Source organism: Pseudomonas sp. B7(2017), from assembly GCF_002112745.1.
Lineage (GTDB): Bacteria > Pseudomonadota > Gammaproteobacteria > Pseudomonadales > Pseudomonadaceae > Aquipseudomonas > Aquipseudomonas ekonensis.
Genome location: NZ_NEIP01000002.1, coordinates 521,043 through 538,585 on the forward strand (window position 1 = coordinate 521,043; position 17,543 = coordinate 538,585).

Genomic DNA, 17,543 nt, shown 5'->3' on the forward strand with positions numbered 1-17,543 from the left:
GATCAGACAGATACTTTTCCAAACTAACACCGCCATCCCACGATAGGGGAGCCCCGGAAACGGGATCTGTCGCACAGAACCGCAAATTCGGCGCAGAAACGAAAAAGGCCCGACCCTGACTGACGGGTCGAGCCTTTCACTGATCCGACTGTGCTACATCGACAGCACCAGACGCCCGGCAAACAGAATCAGGATCACCCCCATGCTGCGCTCGAACCAGTGTCCCAGGCGCATGAACAGCAGGCGCACCCGGCTGCTGGAGAAGAACAGCGCGACGATCACGAACCACAAGGCGTTCACGCTGCACATCCAGACGCCGTACAGCGCCTGTATTTCAAGGGGCGTGGTGGCGCTGATGACGGTGGTGAAGATCGCCAGGAAAAACAGCGTGGCCTTGGGGTTGGTGGCGTTGGTCAGGAACCCGGTGGTGAAGGCCTTGAACAGCGACTGTCCCTCAGGCGTTTCGGTCGTGGGCTTGTCTCCTTCCAGGGCCGACTTGGGCTGGCTGCGGATCAGGCTGATGCCGAGGTAGAAGATGTAGGCGCCGCCCACCACCTTGGCCACCGTCAGCAGCCAGGGCGTGGCGTGCATCAAGGCGCCGACGCCCAGCAGGGTGTACAGCACGTGCACGGAAATGCCTGCGCCGATGCCCAGCGCCGTGCAGATGCCGACCAGCCGGCCGAAACGCACGCTTTGGCGGATGGTGACGGCGAAGTCCGGCCCGGGAGCGACCACGGCCAGAAAGTGGATAGTGGCCAGCGCGAGAAACTCGCCCAGATAGTTCGATTGCATTTCAGCTCCAGAAAGTCAGGGGGGAAGCGTTGCCGCGGTAGCCCACGAAGAAGGACAGGCTCAGGCGCGGATCGGCCACGCCGGGCGTCACCGAATGCATGCGCCGCGAGTTGAACATGATGAAATCCCCCGGCTGCGGCCGCACTTCCAGCGCTGGCGGGCCGAGCAGCTGCGGGTCGATGCCGTAGCTGTCGCCGCGCATTTCGTCGAACCGGTCGGGGGAGATGTCGTCGTTCCACATCTGCAGCGCGCCGCCTTCGGTCGGCATGTTCAGGTACACGTTGCAGGCGAACTGCGCCGCCAGGCTCTTGGCCTGGAAACTTTCCGGCGCATCCTTGGCGAAAATGTCGTGGTGGGCCAGGAAGCACACGCCCGGCTTCACCACCCGGGAGAGGCCGACGTACATCTTGCGGCCGTAGAGGTTTTCCAGATGGGCCCCGGCGGGCCAGGATTCGTCGAGCATGCAGCGCAAGGTGTCGACCGGCGAAGAGTAGGGCGCGCAGCGGTTGCGCAACTCAGCGATGTTGCTGGTGGCGCGTTCGAAGTAGTCCTCGATCAGCAGCGGCTGGTTTTCCGCCTCGTAGAAGGCCATGCCGATGCGGCCGATGCTGGGGGCGTTGATGTAGCCCTCGAAGCCGGGGGCCAGGATTTTGTCGCCAATCTGGATCGCCAGCGCCTGGGGCAAAAAGCCTTTGACGCGGATGGCGAGGACTTCTTCGTTGGCCAGTTTTTTTATGCACGTCTCATCGAGACGCTCGACGTCAAGCATCATGTTGTCAGGTCCATCTATCGAATAGTCAACGGAACCGGCGAAGGCGGTTCCCCGGCGTCGGACGCTGCGCAAGTCAGCGTCCGAAATGCTCAATCCACGCTGTAGTGGACGGATAACGTGCCCTTTTTCTGCGAAAGGGACGCGATCGTGACTGTGCCCAAATCCTTCAGGCTACGTACATGGGTGCCGCCGCAGCCGTAGGCCGGCAGCGCACCGAAACCGATTTCCCGTGCGCCTTCGCGCAGGGAGGTCAAGCGGGGCAGGTCGTGTTCGATCCATTGCCCGATGCCGTACTGAACGGTCTGCGCGTCGACTTCCTGCGCTGCGTCCCCCGGCTTGAACTGTACCCGGCCTTCGTCCGGCCAGTGATGGGCCTTTACGGGCGTCCAGCCCAGGGCCTGCACGAAATGGCCGATCAGGTGGCCGGCCGAATGCATACGGGTGTTGAAGCGGCGGCGTTGTTCGTCGACGCGGATCTGCACCATGCCCGGCGCAACCGGCCGGTCGACGTAGTGGACGATCCGCTCCGGCTCTTGCACCACGCGCAGCACCTGGCTTTCGCCGATCCATCCGGTGTCGCAGGGCTGGCCGCCGCCTTGCGGGTGGAACAGGGTCGCGCGCAGCACCACGGCGAATTCGCTTTCGTGGGGCGTGCAGTCGAGGACTTCCACATTGGCCTTGAGGTCATCACTATGGAAAAAGAGGCGGAGCGTCATATTCCATGCCCTTATTAAAGTTTCTTTTTTAATTATATGAATCGTGCAATAACGTGATAATCCGTTCAAAGATCAAAGGACTGTTGCGCTGTGAGCATAAATCTACCGCTGCCGCTGCTGGGTGAAATGGCGATCTTCGTCAAGGTCGTGGAGACCGGCAGCTTCTCCGAGGCGGCCCGCCAACTGGGCTCTTCGCCATCAGCGGTCAGCCGCAGCATTTCCCGTCTGGAGAAGGCTCTGGCCACGCGGCTGCTGCAGCGCACCACACGCAAGCTGCGCCTGAGCGATGGCGGGGAAGAGGTGTTCAAGCGTTGCCGGGAAATGGTCAGCGCCGCCAGGTCGGTGATGGAGATCAGTGGCCAGTACACCCATGAGGCCGAAGGGCTGGTGCGGGTCAGCGTGCCGAAAGCGGTGGGGCGGTTCGTGATCCATCCGCACATGCCGGAGTTCTTGCGCCGCTATCCCAAGGTCGATGTGGAATTGTTGCTGGAGGACCGTCAGGTGGATCTGATCGACGATCATGTCGACCTGGCGATCCGCATCACCGACCGCCCTCCGGCCGGGCTGGTCGGGCGTCAGTTGCTGACCATCGACCATCTGTTGTGCGCCACGCCGCAGTATCTGGCCGAACACGGCACGCCGACCCACCCCCACGATTTGCTCAACCACAGTTGCATCTATCTGGGCGAAACCCCGAGCGATGCGCGCTGGAAGTTCAAGAAAGGCAGCAAGTCAGTGACCGTCGGCGTACGCGGCCGGTATGCCGCCAACCACACCGGCGTGCGCTTGGGGGCGGTGCTGCAGCACATCGGGATCGGCAGCCTGCCGTACTTCACCGCCCGTTATGCCCTGGAGCAGGGCCTGGTCGTGCAGGTGCTGCCGGACTGGACGTTCCTGGCGTCCTACCACGGCGGGTTGTGGTTGCTGCATTCGCCGACGCGGTATTTGCCGCCCAAGCTGCGGGTGTTCATCGACTATCTGGTGGCGTGCCTGGAAAAGGAACCGACCCTGAGCAAGCCCGGCAAGCCGGGTGGCGCGAACAAGGTCATGGCCGCCTACGAACTGCCGGAAAGCGACGGCCTGCTGTAGGCAAGCGCAATGAAAAGGCCCGCATGGACAACCATGCGGGCCTTTTCGTATCACCGGGAGACTCAGTGCTTGATGTCTTGGTCCGGCATCGCCAGCAACTGCTTTTCCTGGTTCCAGTCGAACGGTTCGTCGTTCTGTTCGGCTTCGTAGCGACGCTCTTCCAGCGCCTGGTAAAGGTCGATCTCTTCGTCGGCCAGGTAGTGCAGGCAGTCGCCGCCGAAGTACCACAGCAGATCCCGCGGGATCAGGTGGGCGATCTGCGGGTAGCGGCTGATGATCTGGCACAGGATGTCCTGGCCCAGGTACTGGCTCTCGATCGGGTCGACCGGCAGTTGTGCGCGGAGCTCGTCGAAGCGCTCCAGGAACAGGGCATGGCTCTCTTCAGGCACTTGATCAGCCTCGCCCACGGCGACCAGGATGGTGCGCAGGTGGTCGAGCAAAACCAGATGATCGGCAACGATGTTGGACACGGGATAAGTCCTCAAGAGCAAAACGGGCGCGGAGTATAAAGCCACCGCGCCCCTTTTTCACGGTCAAAGCGCCGCAGGGCCCGAAGGCTCAGCGCACCTTGCCTTCGGCCAGCGCCAGTTGCGCCTTGTCGAAGTCATCGACATCGATCACCTTGCGTCGCGCCGCCTCGGCGTTGCGCAGGGTCTGGGCCTCCATCGGCTGCAGCACGCCGGCCTCCAGCGCCGCTTCGATGGCATGTTCCCCTGCGGACGGTCTGACCTGCCCGCTCTTGAGCGCCGTGTGCAGCTTTTTGTGCAACGGCTGCGCAGCCGACAGCAGGTCGCTGGCGTGCTGCAGGGCGCCCACCGGATCCTCGGCCGACTGCGGGCGATAGCAGCCGCCTAGCAGTTCCTCCAAGGCCGGATCCCCCTTGGCGCGGCCGATGACGGCCGCCACTTCGGCGCCGAGCCTGTCCGACGGGCCCTTGTGGCGTCGGCCGAACGGAAACACGACAAGCCGCAGCAGGCAGCCGAACACCCGGTTCGGGAAGTTGGTCAGCAACTCGTCCAGCGCCTTCTCCGATTGGCCGAGACTTTCCTCCATCGCCCAGGTGAACAGCGGCTCCATGTGCTCCGGTGAGTCCAGGTCGTGGTAGCGCTTGAGCGCCGCCGAGGCCAGGTACAGGTTGCTCAGCACATCGCCCAGCCGCGCCGACAGCCGTTCGCGGCGCTTCAGTTCGCCGCCCAGCAGCATCATGCTCAGGTCGGCCAGCAGGGCGAAGGCCGCCGCCTGGCGGTTGAGCGCGCGGAAATACCCTTGGCTGAGCCGGTTTCCCGGCGCCTTTTCGAAGTGGCCCAGGCCCAGGTTCAGCACCAGGGTGCTGGCGGCGTTGCCCACGGCGAAGCCGATGTGCCTGAGCAACAGGCCGTCGAACTCCTTCAGCGCCTGTTCCTTGTCTTCGCGGCCGGCCAGGGCCATTTCCTTGAGCACGAACGGATGGCAGCGGATCGCGCCCTGGCCGAAGATCATCAGGTTGCGCGACAGGATGTTCGCGCCTTCGACGGTGATGAAGATCGGCGCGCCGTTCCAGCTGCGCCCCAGGTAGTTGTTCGGGCCCATGATGATCGCCTTGCCGCCGTGCACGTCCATGGCGTGGCTGATGCATTCGCGGCCGCGTTCGGTGAGGTGGTACTTGAGGATCGCCGACAGCACCGAAGGCTTCTCGCCCAGGTCCACCGCATTGGCGGTCAGCATCCGCGCGGCGTCCATCATCCAGGCGTTGCCGCCGATGCGCGCCATGGCTTCCTGGATGCCTTCGAAGGCGGACAGCGGCACGTTGAACTGCTCGCGAACCTGCGCGTACTGCCCGGTCACCAGGCTGGTGAACTTGGCCGCGCCGGTGCCGACCGCCGGCAACGAGATCGAACGCCCCACCGACAGGCAGTTCATCAGCATCATCCAGCCCTTGCCGAGCATGTCCCGACCGCCGATGAGGAAGTCCAGGGGGATGAACACGTCCGTTCCCGAGTTCGGTCCGTTCATGAACGCCGCGCCCAGCGGCAGGTGGCGACGGCCGATGTTCACGCCGGGGGTGTCGGTGGGGATCAGAGCCAGGCTGATGCCCAGGTCCTCTTGGTCGCCCAGCAGGTGATCGGGGTCATAGGCCTTGAAGGCGAGGCCGAGCAGGGTGGCGACCGGGCCGAGGGTGATGTAGCGCTTTTCCCAGTTCAGGCGCAGGCCGAGGGTTTCCTCGCCTTCCCACTGGCCTTTGCAGATGATGCCGGTGTCGGGCATGGCGCCGGCGTCGGAGCCGGCGAGCGGCCCGGTGAGGGCGAAGCACGGGATGTCGTCGCCACGGGCCAGGCGCGGCAGATAGTGGTTGCGCTGCTCGTCGGTGCCGTAGTGCAGCAGCAGCTCGGCCGGCCCCAGGGAGTTGGGCACCATGACCGTTGAGGCGAGGTCGCCGCTGCGGGTGGCCAGCTTCATCGCCACCTGGGAGTGGGCATAGGCCGAGAAGCCCTTGCCGCCGAACTCCTTGGGAATGATCAGGGCAAAGAAGCCGTGTTCCTTGATGTGCGTCCAGGCTTCGGGCGGCAGATCCATCGCCTGGCCGATCTGCCAGTCGCTGACCATCGCGCACAGTTCTTCGGTGGGGCCGTCGATGAACGCCTGTTCCTCTTCGGTCAGCTCGGCCTTGGGATAGGACAGCAGCTTGTCCCAGTCGGGACGCCCGCTGAACAGTTCGCCGTCCCACCAGACCGTGCCGGCGTCGATGGCGTCGCGTTCGGTCTGCGACATCGGCGGCAGGGTCTTCTGGAGCCAGGCGAACAGCGGTGCGCTGAAGTGCCGGCGACGCAGGTCCGGCAGCAGCAGCGGGGCGGCGACCAGCGCCAGTACGATCCATAACACCAGCAAGAGCCCGCCGGGAGCCCGCCCGAAAATGCCCATGGCCAGCAGGTAGGCGGCGACGATGCCCAGCGCCGGCAGCGGTGCGGTCCGGCGATGGGCGAGATACGCCACGCCGACGATCAGAACCAGTATCCACAACAACAGCATATTGAGTCCTCCGTGAACCAGGGCAAAACGACCTCCCAGAGCTTAGACGGCATCCGCGAAAACGGACGGTCGGATCGGGCTGACTGAACGCGTGGGAAGCCCCGGATGGCTTTCGTAAGTTCGGTGGGCAACAGCTGTGGGAAATCGTTCGTCAATCCCGCAGCTTTGCGTGCATGTTTGGCCGAAACGTCGTTATCTCTGCGCCCGGGCGCTCGCTAGACTCGGGATTCACCCAGGAGATAACCGTCATGCGCGAGTATTTGAGTCCCGGCCGCTTCATTGATAGCGACCACCCCGCGGTGGTGGAGTTCGCAGAACTGCACCGTGGCCCGGACCGCGATCCGCGCGCGCAGGCGGTCAGTCTCTATTACGCCGTGCGCGAGGCGGTGCGCTACAACCCCTATACCTTCAGCCGCGACCCGGACACCCTGCGCGGCAGTTATGCCCTGGCCGCGGGCGAGAGCTATTGCGTGCCCAAGGCCACGCTGCTGGCCGGTTGCGCACGGCATTGCGGGATCGCCGCGCGCATCGGCCTGGCCGACGTGCGCAATCATCTGTCGACCCCGCGCCTGCTGGAGCTGCTCAGGAGCGATGTGTTCGCCATGCACGGTTACACCGAGCTGTTCCTGGACGGCCGCTGGGTCAAGGCCACGCCGGCGTTCAACCAAGGGCTCTGCGAGCTGTTCAACGTCGCGCCGCTGGAATTCGACGGGATCCATGACAGCGTGTTCCACCCCTACAACCGCGACGGCGAACTGCTGATGGAGTACCTGGTGGATCACGGCCAGTTCGCCGACGTGCCGGACGACTTGTTTTTCGGGCATATCAGGCAGTGCTACCCGCACCTGTTCGGCGAGGGGCAACCGCCGTTGCTGGGAGACATGCAGGGCGACCTGACGTGTGATGCCAAGGGCGGCTGATCCGGCGTATGCTGCCCGCCCGTTCAATGGAAAGGAGGCGGTCATGCTGAAGATCTGGGGTCGCAAGAATTCGTCGAATGTCAGGAAACCGCTGTGGGCCGCCGAAGAGCTGGGGCTGGCCTACGAGGCGATCGATGCCGGCGGCGCGTTCGGCGTGGTCGATACGCCGCAGTACCGGGCCATGAACCCGAACGGCCGGGTGCCGGTGATCGAGGACGACGGTCTGGTGCTGTGGGAGTCCAACGCCATCGTCCGTTACCTGTTGGCCACGCATGCGGCCGGCACCGCCTGGTATCCGGCCGATCCGCGCACCCGCGCCGTCGCCGACAAGTGGATGGACTGGACGACCTCCAGTTTCGCCGGGCCGTTTCGCACCGTGTTCTGGGGTGTGCTGCGCACGCCGGCCCAGCAACAGGACTGGCCGGCGATCCACGCCGCCGTCAAGGAATGCGAAGGGCTGCTGGCGATGGCCGACGAAGCCCTGAAGCAGCAGCCGTACTTATCCGGAAACGAAATCGGCATGGGCGACATTCCGCTGGGCAGTTTCATCTATGCCTGGTTCGAAATGCCCATCGAGCGGGCGCCGCTGCCGCACCTGCAGGCCTGGTACGAGCGACTGAAGCAGCGTCCGGCTTACCGCAAGGCGGTCATGACCGCGTTGACTTAATACCTACTATCGACACACTTGACTGTACTTGTGCGGCGACGGCAAGCACCATGGCGCCCATGCGTCGCGGTTGTTTCCCTCGCCGCCGGCTTTTCCCCATTCCATATTTCCTTCTTGGTGCGTAAATCCGATATGAGTTCCGCTCTGTCCATCCGGCAGCTAACCAAAACCTACGGCAACGGGTTCCAGGCCTTGAACGGTATCGATCTGGACGTCGCCGAAGGTGATTTCTTCGCCTTGCTCGGCCCCAACGGCGCCGGCAAGTCCACGACCATCGGCATCCTGTCGACCCTGGTGAACAAGACCAGCGGCACGGTCAACATTTTCGGCAACGACCTGGACAAGAACCCCGCCGCGCTCAAGCGCTCGATCGGCGTGGTGCCCCAGGAGTTCAACTTCAACCAGTTCGAAAAGACCTTCGACATCGTCGTGACCCAGGCCGGCTACTACGGCATCCCGGCGCGGATCGCCAAGGAGCGCGCCGAGCAGTACCTGACCCAGCTCGGCCTGTGGGACAAGCGCGACGTGCCGTCGCGTTCGCTGTCCGGCGGCATGAAGCGGCGCCTGATGATCGCCCGCGCGCTGATCCACGAGCCGCGCCTGTTGATCCTCGACGAACCGACCGCAGGCGTCGACATCGAACTGCGCCGCTCGATGTGGAGCTTCCTCACCGAGCTCAACCAGAAGGGCATCACGATCATCCTCACCACGCATTACCTGGAGGAGGCCGAGCAGCTGTGCCGCAACATCGGCATCATCGACCACGGCACCATCGTCGAGAACACCAGCATGCGGCAACTGCTCGGCCAACTGCATGTGGAGACCTTCCTGCTCGACCTCAAGACCGGCCTGCAGGCCGCGCCGCAACTGGCCGGCTATCCGTGCCGGCTGGTGGACGGCCACACCCTGGAGGTCCAGGTCGACAAATCCATGGGCATCACCGCGCTGTTCGGCCAACTGGCCCTGCAGAACATCGAAGTGCTGAGCCTGCGCAACAAAACCAATCGCCTCGAGGAGCTGTTCGTGTCTTTGGTCGAGAAGAACCTGTCGAAGGTGGCGGTATGAGTTCCGAACTGCGCCCCAACCTCGTCGCCCTGAACACCATCGTCTACCGCGAGGTCAAACGCTTCACCCGGATCTGGCCGCAGACCCTGCTGCCGCCGGCGATCACCATGGTCCTGTACTTCGTGATCTTCGGCAACCTGATCGGCCGGCAGATCGGCGACATGGGCGGCTTCACCTACATGGAGTACATCGTGCCGGGGCTGATCATGATGTCGGTGATCACCAACTCCTACGGCAACGTGGTGTCGAGCTTTTTCGGCAGCAAGTTCCAGCGTTCCATCGAAGAACTGATGGTCTCCCCGGTGTCGCCGCACACGATCCTGGTCGGCTACACCCTGGGCGGCGTGCTGCGCGGCCTGATGGTGGGCATCATCGTGACCCTGCTGTCGCTGTTCTTCACCCGCCTGCAGGTGCATCACCTGGGCGTGACCGTGCTGGTGGTGATGCTGACCGCGACGATCTTCTCGCTGCTGGGCTTCATCAACGCGGTGTTTGCGCGCAACTTCGACGACATCTCGATCATCCCGACCTTCGTGCTGACCCCGCTGACCTACCTGGGCGGCGTGTTCTATTCGATCAGCCTGCTGCCGCCGTTCTGGCAGACCGTGTCGCTGGCCAACCCGGTGCTGCACATGGTCAACGCGTTCCGCTACGGGATCCTCGGCGTGTCGGACATCAGCATCGGCACCGCCATCACGTTCATGCTGGTGGCCACGGTGGTGCTGTACATCGGTTGCGCACGGTTGCTGGTGAGCGGGCGCGGGATGCGCACCTAAGAACCGGTTGCGTTCATCGCCAGCCCGCTGGCGATGGCTGCACACCAGGCACCCCAAAGAAAACGGCCTCCAGTGATGGAGGCCGTTTGCGTTCATGGCATTCGGTTCTTCTTGCGGCGCGCCCATTGCCGGGCCACCCACCAGCGCCAGTACATCATCACCGTGAAATAGGCGAGGGCGCCCAGCGCCAGCCCTGTCACCACCGACCCCAGCAGGAACGGCTTCCACAGGGTGGAGAGTTCGCCGCTGATCCATTCCCAGGTCAGTTCGTCGGGCAGGGTCCTGGCCGGAACGTCCATCAGCCACGCGCCGGCCTGATAGGTGCAGAAGAACACTGCCGGCATGGTGATCGGGTTGGTCAGCCAGACCAGGCTGACGGCGATCGGCATGTTGCCGCGCACCATGATCGCCAGCACGGCCGCCACCAGCATCTGCGCCGGGATCGGCAGGAACGCCGCGAACAGGCCGACCGCCATGGCGCGGGCCACCGAGTGGCGGTTGAGGTGCCAGAGGTTGGGGTCATGCAGCAACGTGCCGAGAAAGCGTAAGGACTTGTGTTCCCTGATGCTCGTCGGATCGGGCATGTAACGTTTGAATAGGCGCCGGGGCATAAGGCTTCTCGGTCGGTCAAGGCGGCAAGTATGTCTGGATTCTAGAAGCGGCCCATTCAGACTTTGTGACAATTGTTGACGACGCCAGGACCCCGGATCCGCTATGCCTGAAGGCGGGACTTTCAAGGACGGGCGTATGCGCACAGGGATGATGGCGCTGGCAGCCGGTCTGCTGGCCCCGGTTTTTTTGCCGGCCTTGCCGCCGGTCGGGCTTTTGTGGGCGATGCCGGTGGCGGTGCTGATGCTGCTGCCGTTTCGCAGCTATCCATTGGCTTTTCTGCTGTTCGGTTTCATGTGGACGGGCCTCGGCGCCCATTGGGCGTTGGACGACCGCTTGCCGGCGGCGCTGGAGGGCGAGACCCGTTGGGTCGAGGGGCGGGTGACCGGCCTGCCGCAGAACGGCGCAGGCGTGGTGCGGTTCGAGCTGGCCGACGCCCGTTCGCGCCATGAACGGCTGCCGGCGAAGATGCGCCTGGCGTGGTACGACGGGCCGCCGGTCAACAGCGGCGAGCGCTGGCGGCTGGCGGTGAAGCTCAAGCGCCCGGGCGGCCTGCTCAATCCCGACGCCTTCGACCCCGAGGCCTGGTCGCTGGCGCAGCGCATCGGCGCGACCGGCACGGTCAAGGACGGCCAACGGTTGTCGGCGGCGCAGGGGGCCTGGCGCGACGGCGTCCGTCAGCGCCTGCTCGCCGTGGACGCGCAGGGCCGCAATGCCGCGCTGGCGGCGCTGGTGCTGGGCGACGGCTCGGGGCTGGCGCGCGAAGACTGGCAGATCCTTCAGGACACCGGCACCGTGCACCTATTGGTGATCTCGGGCCAGCACATCGGCCTTTTGGCGGCGGTCGTCTATGGGCTGGTCGCCGGCCTGGCGAGGTGGGGCCTGTGGCCGGTGCGTTGGCCTTGGTTGCCGTGGGCCTGCGGCCTGGCGTTCGCGACGGCCCTGGGATACGGGCTGCTGGCCGGGTTCGACGTGCCGGTGCGGCGCGCCTGCGTGATGGTCGCGCTGGTGCTGCTGTGGCGCCTGCGCTTTCGCCATCTGGGCCTCTGGTGGCCGCTGCTGCTGGCGTTCGACGCCGTTTTGCTGATGGATCCGCTGGCCAGCCTGCGCCCGGGGTTCTGGCTGTCGTTTGCGGCGGTGGCGGTGCTGATCTTCACCTTCGGCGGACGTTTGGGGCCATGGCGATGGTGGCAGACCTGGACGCGGGCGCAATGGCTGATTGCGCTCGGGCTGTGCCCGGTGCTGTTGGCGCTGGGCTTGCCGGTCAGCCTCAGCGGGCCGCTGGTCAACCTGCTGGCGGTGCCCTGGGTCAGTCTGGCGGTGCTGCCGCCGGCCTTGCTCGGCACCTTGCTGCTGCCGGTTGCGCCGGTGGGAGAAGCCCTGCTGTGGCTGGCCGGCGGACTGATCGAGGGGCTGTTCCGCGGTCTGGCCGTGATCGCCGGGCAATGGCCGGCATGGACGCCTGCCATGGTCTCGGGCTGGGTCTTGGCGGCGGGAGGGCTGGGGGCCTTTCTGCTGCTGTTGCCCAGGGGTGTGCCGATGCGCCCCTTGGGCTGGCCGTTGCTGTTGCTGCTGGCGGCGCCGCCCCGGGAACGGCTGGACGAGGGCGTGGCCGACGTCTGGCAGCTCGATGTCGGGCAGGGCCTGGCGGTGCTGGTGCGTACTCGCCATCACGCGTTGCTGTTTGACGCCGGTCCGCGCATGGGCGATTTCGATGCCGGTGAGCGGGTGGTGTTGCCGGCCCTGCGCAAACTGGATGTCGGGCGGCTGGACCTGCTGTTGCTCAGCCATGCCGACGCCGACCATGCCGGCGGAGCACAGGCGCTGATGCGCGGGCTGCCGGTCGGCCGGGTGATGAGCGGCGATCCGGGAGGGCTTCCCGCCGGATTGACGGCGGAGGCGTGCGCCAGCGGTCGGCAATGGCAGTGGGACGGCGTCGGTTTCCGGCTGTGGCAATGGGACGCGGCCCATGACAGCAATCAACGCTCTTGTGTCTTGCAGGTCGACGCCGCCGGTGAGCGCCTGCTGCTGACCGGCGACATCGATGCCGCCGCCGAGCGCGCCCTGCTCGACAGCCCGTTGGCGCAGCCAGTGCGCTGGCTGCAGGCGCCGCACCACGGCAGCCGCACGTCATCGTCGATGGCGTTGCTCAGGGGCTTGCGTCCCGAGTCCGTGCTGATTTCCCGGGGGCAAGGCAATTCGTTCGGCCATCCGCACCCCACCGTGACCGCGCGTTACCGCCATCAGGGCATCCACGTCTACGACAGCGCCCGGCACGGCGCCATCCACCTTCGGCTCGGCCGGTTCCAGCCGCCCCGTACTCTGCGCCAGCAGCGACGGTTCTGGCGCGACGCGCCGCCGCCGGCCGAGACGCACCGTTGAGCCGCCGCAGGGCACGGTCGTCGGAGCGACGGGTCGTCATCGCGAACCGGTATGGTAAAGTGGCGCACTTTTTCGAGGGGGCTGTCACTGTGTGGGAATTGGTCAAATCCGGCGGCTGGATGATGTTGCCGATCATTCTGAGTTCCGTCGCCGCCATGGCGATCGTCGCCGAGCGCCTGTGGACCCTGCGGGCCAGCCGCGTGACCCCGGAGCACCTGCTCGGTCAGGTCTGGGTGTGGATCAAGGACAAGCAGCTCAACAAGGAAAAACTCAAGGAACTGCGCGCCAATTCGCCGCTGGGCGAGATCCTCGCGGCGGGCCTGGCCAACTCCAAGCACGGTCGCGAGATCATGAAGGAGTGCATCGAGGAGGCGGCCGCCCGGGTCATCCATGAGCTGGAGCGCTACGTCAACGCCCTGGGCACCATCGCCGCCATGGCTCCGCTGCTGGGCCTTTTGGGCACGGTGCTGGGCATGATCGACATTTTCAGTGCGTTCACCGGCTCCGGCATGACCACCAACGCGTCCGTGCTGGCCGGCGGCATCTCGAAGGCGTTGATCACCACGGCGGCGGGCCTGATGGTGGGCATTCCGTCGGTGTTCTTCCACCGTTTCCTGCAGCGGCGCATCGATGAGCTGGTGGTGGGCATGGAGCAGGAAGCGATCAAGCTGGTCGAGGTGGTGCAGGGCGACCGTGACGTCGACCTGGCCGGAGCCAAAGCGTGAAGTTCCGTCGCAAGCCCCGGGAAACCATCGACATCAACCTCGCGTCGCTGATCGACGTGGTGTTCATCCTGCTGCTGTTTTTCGTCGTGACCACCACGTTCACCCGTGAGACCCAGCTGCGCGTCGACCTGCCGGAAGCGGTCAGCGGTTCGCCCGCCGAAGACCAGCAGGTCAAGCAGTTGGACGTCGCCATCAACGCCGAGGGCGTGTTCTCGGTGAACAACCGGATCCTGCCGAAGAGCGATCTGGCGACCCTGATGGAAGCCATGCAGAAGGAATCCAACGGCGACACCAACATGCCGTTGTCGATCAGCGCCGACGGCAAGACCCAGCACCAATCGGTGATCACCGCCATGGACGCGGCCGGCAAGCTCGGTTTCAGCCATCTGCGCATGACCACGGTCGAGGCGGCGCCCAAATCCTGATGGCCATGTCCGATCGATTGCTCGCTGCCTGGTACGCGGGGCATCCGGCCCTGAGCCTGCTGCGGCCGCTGGAGTGGCTGTACCGCCGCGTCGTCGACGGCAAGCGCCGGCGCTTCCTGGACGGCGAAGGCGCGATCTATCAGGCGCCGGTGCCGGTGGTCGTGGTCGGCAACATCACGGTCGGCGGCACCGGCAAGACGCCGATGATCCTCTGGCTGATCGAGCACTGCCGGCGCAGCGGCCTGCGGGTCGGCGTGGTCAGCCGCGGCTACGGCGCCCGGCCGCCGCAATTTCCTTGGCGGGTCGAGGCCGATCAGGGCGCCGACGTCGCCGGCGACGAGCCGTTGCTGATCGTGCGGCGCACCGGCGTGCCGCTGATGATCGACCCCGACCGCAGCGCTGCCGTCAAAGCCTTGCTCGAGCGCGAGCCGCTGGATCTGATCCTGTCCGACGACGGCATGCAGCATTACCGGTTGGCCCGGGACCTGGAGCTGGTGCTGATCGACGCCGCCCGCGGCCTGGGCAACCGGCGCTGCCTGCCCGCAGGGCCGCTGCGCGAACCGGTCGAGCGCCTGCAGAGCGTCGACGGCGTGCTGTACAACGGCGCCGCCGCCGACCGCGACGACGGTTTCGCCTTCCGCCTGCAACCCACGGCGCTGGTCAACCTGCGCAGCGGCGAACGCCGGCCGCTGGATCATTTCCCTGCCGGCCAGGCCCTGCACGCGGTGGCCGGGATCGGCAATCCGCAACGTTTCTTCAATACCCTCGAAGCGCTAGACTGGCGACCGGTTCCGCATGCGTTTGCCGACCACGCCGAGTACAGCGTGCAGGCCTTGAATTTCACGCCGTCATTGCCGTTGGTGATGACCGAGAAGGATGCGGTGAAGTGCCGCGCTTTCGCCGCCGCCGACTGGTGGTACCTGGCGGTCGATGCCGTGCCGTCGTCGGCCTTCGTGGCCTGGTTCGACACCCAACTGATGCGCCTGCTGCCGGATCGGCTTTTGCCTTAAACCGTTTTCATCCAGGGAATGTTCATGGACACCAAACTGCTCGACATCCTCGCGTGCCCCGTCTGCAAAGGCCCGCTCAAGCTCAGCGCCGACAAGACCGAACTGATCAGCAAGGGCGCAGGCCTGGCCTACCCGATCCGCGACGGCATCCCGGTGATGCTCGAAAGCGAAGCCCGCACCCTGACCAGCGACGAGCGCCTGGACAAATGAGCACAGCGTTCACCGTCGTCATCCCGTCGCGCTTCGCCTCCACCCGCCTGCCGGGCAAGCCGCTGCTGCCGATCGCCGGCAAGCCGATGATCCAGCACGTCTGGGAACAGGCGAGCAAGAGCGGCGCCGACCGCGTGGTGGTGGCCACCGATGATGCGCGCATCGTCGAGGCCTGCAAGGCGTTTGGCGCCGAAGTGGTGCTGACCCGCGAAGACCACAATTCCGGCACCGACCGCCTGGCCGAAGTGGCCGCGAAACTGGGCCTGGCGCCGGACGCCATCGTGGTCAACGTGCAGGGCGACGAGCCGTTGATCCCGCCGAGCGTGATCGACCAGGTGGCCGCCAACCTCGCGGCCCACACCGAGGCGCGCATGGCCACCCTGGCCGAGCCGATCGAGGACGTGGACACGCTGTTCAACCCCAACGTGGTCAAGGTCGTCAGCGACCTCAACGGCCTGGCGCTGACCTTCAGCCGCTCGACCTTGCCGTGGGCCCGCGATGCGTTCGCCAAGAGCCGCGAGCAATTGCCGGAGGGCGTGCCGTACCGCCGCCACATCGGCATCTATGCCTACCGCGCCGGGTTCCTCCAGGACTTCGTGAACTGGGGCCCGTGCTGGCTGGAGAACACCGAGTCCCTGGAGCAGCTGCGTGCCCTGTGGCACGGCGTGCGCATCCATGTGGCCGACGCGCTGATCGCACCGCCGACGGGGGTCGACACCGCCGAAGACCTCGAGCGCGTCCGTCGCCTGCTGGAGGCCTGATGCGCGTTCTGTTCGTGTGTCTGGGCAACATCTGCCGCTCGCCCACCGCCGAAGGCGTGCTGCGCCACAAGCTGCGCGAAGCGGGGCTGGCGGGGCAGGTCGAAGTGGCCTCCGCCGGCACCGGCGACTGGCACGTCGGCAATCCGCCGGACAAGCGCAGCCAGGCGGCGGCGAAGCTGCGCGGCTATGACCTGTCGGCCCAACGGGCGCAGCAGGTCAGTCGGGCCGACTTCGCCAGCTACGACCTGATCCTGGCCATGGACAACAGCAACCTGCGCAACCTCAAGGCGATGCAGCCGTCTACCGGTAAGGCCGAACTGGATCTGTTCCTGCGCCGCTACGAAGGTGAGGTCGATGAAGTGCCGGATCCGTACTACGACGGCGATCAGGGTTTCGAGCAGGTGCTTGACCTGATCGAGCGCGCCTGCGACCAACTGCTGATCGAAGTGAAGGGGCGGCTATGAGTCTGTCGGTGCAACCGCAGGTTTCCCTGAAGCCGTTCAATACCTTTGGCGTGGACGTGCGGGCGCAGCTGTTCGCCGAAGCCCGCAACGATGCCGATGTGCGTGACGCGCTGGCTTATGCGGCGCAGCAGGACGTGCCGCTGCTGGTGATCGGCGGCGGCAGCAACCTGTTGCTGACGGCGGATGTGCCGGCGCTGGTGCTGCGCATGGTCAGCCGCGGGATCCGGGTGGTCGGCGACGACGGCGACCGTGTGGTGCTGGAAGCCGAGGCCGGGGAGCCGTGGCATCCGTTCGTGCAGCACACGCTGGCGCTGGGCCTGTCGGGCCTTGAGAACCTCAGCCTGATCCCCGGCACCGTCGGGGCGGCGCCGATGCAGAACATCGGCGCCTATGGCGTCGAGATCAAGGACGTGTTCGCCGGCCTGACGGCGCTGGATCGCCAGACCGGAGCGTTGCGCGATTTCACGCTGGCGGAGTGCGGGTTCGCCTACCGCGACAGCGTGTTCAAGCAGCACCCTGGTCGCTGGCTGATCCTGCGGGTGCGCTTCAACCTGAACCGGGCGGCCCATCTGCATCTGGAATACGGGCCGGTGCGTCAGCGCCTGACCGAACAGGGCATCGAGCAGCCGACCCCCAGCGACGTGAGCCGCGCCATCTGCAGCATCCGCAGCGAGAAACTGCCGGATCCGGCGGTGCTCGGCAATGCCGGCAGTTTCTTCAAGAACCCGCTGGTGCCGGCGCACACGGCGGCGCAGATCAAGGCGCAGCACCCGGACCTGGTGGCTTATCCGCAGGCGGACGGTCAGGTGAAGCTGGCCGCCGGTTGGCTGATCGAGCGGGCCGGGTGGAAGGGGTTCCGCGAGGGCGACGCGGGGGTGCACAAGCTCCAGGCCCTGGTGCTGGTCAACTACGGCGCGGCCACCGGGCTGCAACTGTTCGACCTGGCGCAACGCATCCAGAAAGACATTGCGGAACGTTTCAATGTCGAGCTGGAAATGGAGCCCAACCGGTATTGAGGCTACGCTTCCAAGGCCCGGCCCAAAGCCCTGCACCGGACACCGGTGCAGGGCTTTTTTGTTAATGCTGGGTTAACTTAGCGAGCTAACGATACGAGTCATTTGCTTCACCAAAGGCCCGGTGCAGACGTACGCCGT

At 65.5% G+C, this 17,543-nt stretch carries 19 protein-coding genes; 13 read left to right on the forward strand and 6 right to left on the reverse strand.

What is annotated here, in order from left to right:
- Positions 1-153: 153 nt before the first annotated feature.
- The 3 genes from CAG29_RS05865 to CAG29_RS05875 form a co-directional block, all read right to left on the reverse strand.
- Positions 154-792 (reverse strand): LysE family translocator, encoded by a 639-nt coding sequence (locus tag CAG29_RS05865; protein ID WP_085578150.1) that lies wholly within the window; start codon positions 790-792, stop codon positions 154-156.
- Position 793: 1 nt separating this feature from the next.
- Positions 794-1,564 carry a 2OG-Fe(II) oxygenase gene (locus CAG29_RS05870; protein ID WP_085578149.1) on the reverse strand — a complete coding sequence of 257 codons (771 nt, stop codon included), beginning with the start codon at positions 1,562-1,564 and terminating at the stop codon, positions 794-796.
- Between the two features lie 89 nt (positions 1,565-1,653).
- Positions 1,654-2,280, reverse strand: a complete 627-nt coding sequence (locus tag CAG29_RS05875) for a hypothetical protein (protein ID WP_085636710.1) — start codon at positions 2,278-2,280, stop codon at positions 1,654-1,656.
- Positions 2,281-2,370: 90 nt separating this feature from the next.
- Between CAG29_RS05875 and CAG29_RS05880 the strand changes: the two genes are divergently transcribed.
- Entirely contained in the window at positions 2,371-3,369 is a 999-nt protein-coding gene (locus CAG29_RS05880) for a LysR family transcriptional regulator (RefSeq protein ID WP_085578147.1), read from the forward strand.
- 62 nt (positions 3,370-3,431) lie between these two features.
- Here CAG29_RS05880 and CAG29_RS05885 read toward each other — a convergent pair whose 3' ends face one another.
- The gene (locus tag CAG29_RS05885; RefSeq protein ID WP_085578146.1) at positions 3,432-3,839 is read right to left on the reverse strand and encodes a PA2817 family protein; all 408 of its coding nucleotides are present in this window, start codon (positions 3,837-3,839) and stop codon (positions 3,432-3,434) included.
- An 88-nt stretch (positions 3,840-3,927) separates the two neighbouring features.
- On the reverse strand, positions 3,928-6,375 hold the full coding sequence (locus CAG29_RS05890) for an acyl-CoA dehydrogenase (RefSeq protein ID WP_085578145.1): 2,448 nt from the start codon (positions 6,373-6,375) through the stop codon (positions 3,928-3,930).
- A gap of 248 nt (positions 6,376-6,623) precedes the next feature.
- Here CAG29_RS05890 and CAG29_RS05895 point away from each other — a divergent pair, with 248 nt between their 5' ends.
- The 4 genes from CAG29_RS05895 to CAG29_RS05910 all read left to right on the forward strand — a co-directional run bounded on the left by CAG29_RS05895 (position 6,624) and on the right by CAG29_RS05910 (position 9,803).
- Complete coding sequence (locus tag CAG29_RS05895; RefSeq protein ID WP_085693962.1) at positions 6,624-7,295, forward strand: transglutaminase family protein; 672 nt, start codon at positions 6,624-6,626, stop codon at positions 7,293-7,295.
- A 43-nt stretch (positions 7,296-7,338) separates the two neighbouring features.
- Complete coding sequence (locus CAG29_RS05900) at positions 7,339-7,962, forward strand: glutathione S-transferase family protein (protein WP_085578143.1); 624 nt, start codon at positions 7,339-7,341, stop codon at positions 7,960-7,962.
- A 132-nt stretch (positions 7,963-8,094) separates the two neighbouring features.
- Positions 8,095-9,027: an ABC transporter ATP-binding protein gene (locus tag CAG29_RS05905; protein ID WP_085578142.1), complete on the forward strand. Its 933-nt coding sequence runs from the start codon at positions 8,095-8,097 to the stop codon at positions 9,025-9,027.
- A complete protein-coding gene (locus CAG29_RS05910) occupies positions 9,024-9,803 on the forward strand; it encodes an ABC transporter permease (RefSeq protein WP_085578141.1) in 780 nt (259 codons plus the stop codon). The genes CAG29_RS05905 and CAG29_RS05910 overlap by 4 nt, the downstream gene beginning before the upstream one ends.
- Before the next feature lie 92 nt (positions 9,804-9,895).
- Here the strand turns inward: CAG29_RS05910 and CAG29_RS05915 are convergent, their stop codons facing one another.
- Positions 9,896-10,414: a DUF2062 domain-containing protein gene (locus tag CAG29_RS05915; protein WP_085629673.1), complete on the reverse strand. Its 519-nt coding sequence runs from the start codon at positions 10,412-10,414 to the stop codon at positions 9,896-9,898.
- Positions 10,415-10,550: 136 nt separating this feature from the next.
- Here CAG29_RS05915 and CAG29_RS05920 point away from each other — a divergent pair, with 136 nt between their 5' ends.
- The 8 genes from CAG29_RS05920 to murB all read left to right on the forward strand — a co-directional run bounded on the left by CAG29_RS05920 (position 10,551) and on the right by murB (position 17,405).
- Positions 10,551-12,794 carry a DNA internalization-related competence protein ComEC/Rec2 gene (locus CAG29_RS05920; RefSeq protein WP_085578139.1) on the forward strand — a complete coding sequence of 748 codons (2,244 nt, stop codon included), beginning with the start codon at positions 10,551-10,553 and terminating at the stop codon, positions 12,792-12,794.
- 89 nt (positions 12,795-12,883) lie between these two features.
- Positions 12,884-13,519 (forward strand): MotA/TolQ/ExbB proton channel family protein, encoded by a 636-nt coding sequence (locus CAG29_RS05925; RefSeq protein ID WP_170929931.1) that lies wholly within the window; start codon positions 12,884-12,886, stop codon positions 13,517-13,519.
- Positions 13,516-13,944, forward strand: coding sequence for a biopolymer transporter ExbD (locus CAG29_RS05930; RefSeq protein WP_085578137.1), 429 nt, complete (start codon positions 13,516-13,518; stop codon positions 13,942-13,944). Before CAG29_RS05925 ends, CAG29_RS05930 begins: the two co-directional genes overlap by 4 nt.
- Positions 13,944-14,954: a tetraacyldisaccharide 4'-kinase gene (gene lpxK / locus CAG29_RS05935; protein WP_085693964.1), complete on the forward strand. Its 1,011-nt coding sequence runs from the start codon at positions 13,944-13,946 to the stop codon at positions 14,952-14,954. Before CAG29_RS05930 ends, lpxK begins: the two co-directional genes overlap by 1 nt.
- Before the next feature lie 24 nt (positions 14,955-14,978).
- Positions 14,979-15,164: a Trm112 family protein gene (locus CAG29_RS05940; RefSeq protein ID WP_085578288.1), complete on the forward strand. Its 186-nt coding sequence runs from the start codon at positions 14,979-14,981 to the stop codon at positions 15,162-15,164.
- Positions 15,161-15,925, forward strand: coding sequence for a 3-deoxy-manno-octulosonate cytidylyltransferase (gene kdsB, locus CAG29_RS05945; RefSeq protein ID WP_085636719.1), 765 nt, complete (start codon positions 15,161-15,163; stop codon positions 15,923-15,925). The genes CAG29_RS05940 and kdsB overlap by 4 nt, the downstream gene beginning before the upstream one ends.
- On the forward strand, positions 15,925-16,389 hold the full coding sequence (locus CAG29_RS05950; protein WP_085578134.1) for a low molecular weight protein-tyrosine-phosphatase: 465 nt from the start codon (positions 15,925-15,927) through the stop codon (positions 16,387-16,389). The genes kdsB and CAG29_RS05950 overlap by 1 nt, the downstream gene beginning before the upstream one ends.
- Complete coding sequence (gene murB, locus CAG29_RS05955) at positions 16,386-17,405, forward strand: UDP-N-acetylmuramate dehydrogenase (protein ID WP_085578133.1); 1,020 nt, start codon at positions 16,386-16,388, stop codon at positions 17,403-17,405. The genes CAG29_RS05950 and murB overlap by 4 nt, the downstream gene beginning before the upstream one ends.
- Positions 17,406-17,543 lie beyond the last annotated feature (138 nt).

Coding starts and splice junctions, on each gene's coding strand:
- CAG29_RS05865 (WP_085578150.1), bottom strand. CDS start 792: ATGCAATCGAACTATCTGGGCGAGTTTCTCGCGCTGGCCACTATCCAC.
- CAG29_RS05870 (WP_085578149.1), bottom strand. CDS start 1,564: ATGATGCTTGACGTCGAGCGTCTCGATGAGACGTGCATAAAAAAACTG.
- CAG29_RS05875 (WP_085636710.1), bottom strand. CDS start 2,280: ATGACGCTCCGCCTCTTTTTCCATAGTGATGACCTCAAGGCCAATGTG.
- CAG29_RS05890 (WP_085578145.1), bottom strand. CDS start 6,375: ATGCTGTTGTTGTGGATACTGGTTCTGATCGTCGGCGTGGCGTATCTC.
- CAG29_RS05895 (WP_085693962.1), top strand. CDS start 6,624: ATGCGCGAGTATTTGAGTCCCGGCCGCTTCATTGATAGCGACCACCCC.
- CAG29_RS05900 (WP_085578143.1), top strand. CDS start 7,339: ATGCTGAAGATCTGGGGTCGCAAGAATTCGTCGAATGTCAGGAAACCG.
- CAG29_RS05905 (WP_085578142.1), top strand. CDS start 8,095: ATGAGTTCCGCTCTGTCCATCCGGCAGCTAACCAAAACCTACGGCAAC.
- CAG29_RS05910 (WP_085578141.1), top strand. CDS start 9,024: ATGAGTTCCGAACTGCGCCCCAACCTCGTCGCCCTGAACACCATCGTC.
- CAG29_RS05915 (WP_085629673.1), bottom strand. CDS start 10,414: ATGCCCCGGCGCCTATTCAAACGTTACATGCCCGATCCGACGAGCATC.
- CAG29_RS05920 (WP_085578139.1), top strand. CDS start 10,551: ATGCGCACAGGGATGATGGCGCTGGCAGCCGGTCTGCTGGCCCCGGTT.
- lpxK (WP_085693964.1), top strand. CDS start 13,944: ATGGCCATGTCCGATCGATTGCTCGCTGCCTGGTACGCGGGGCATCCG.
- CAG29_RS05940 (WP_085578288.1), top strand. CDS start 14,979: ATGGACACCAAACTGCTCGACATCCTCGCGTGCCCCGTCTGCAAAGGC.
- kdsB (WP_085636719.1), top strand. CDS start 15,161: ATGAGCACAGCGTTCACCGTCGTCATCCCGTCGCGCTTCGCCTCCACC.
- CAG29_RS05950 (WP_085578134.1), top strand. CDS start 15,925: ATGCGCGTTCTGTTCGTGTGTCTGGGCAACATCTGCCGCTCGCCCACC.
- murB (WP_085578133.1), top strand. CDS start 16,386: ATGAGTCTGTCGGTGCAACCGCAGGTTTCCCTGAAGCCGTTCAATACC.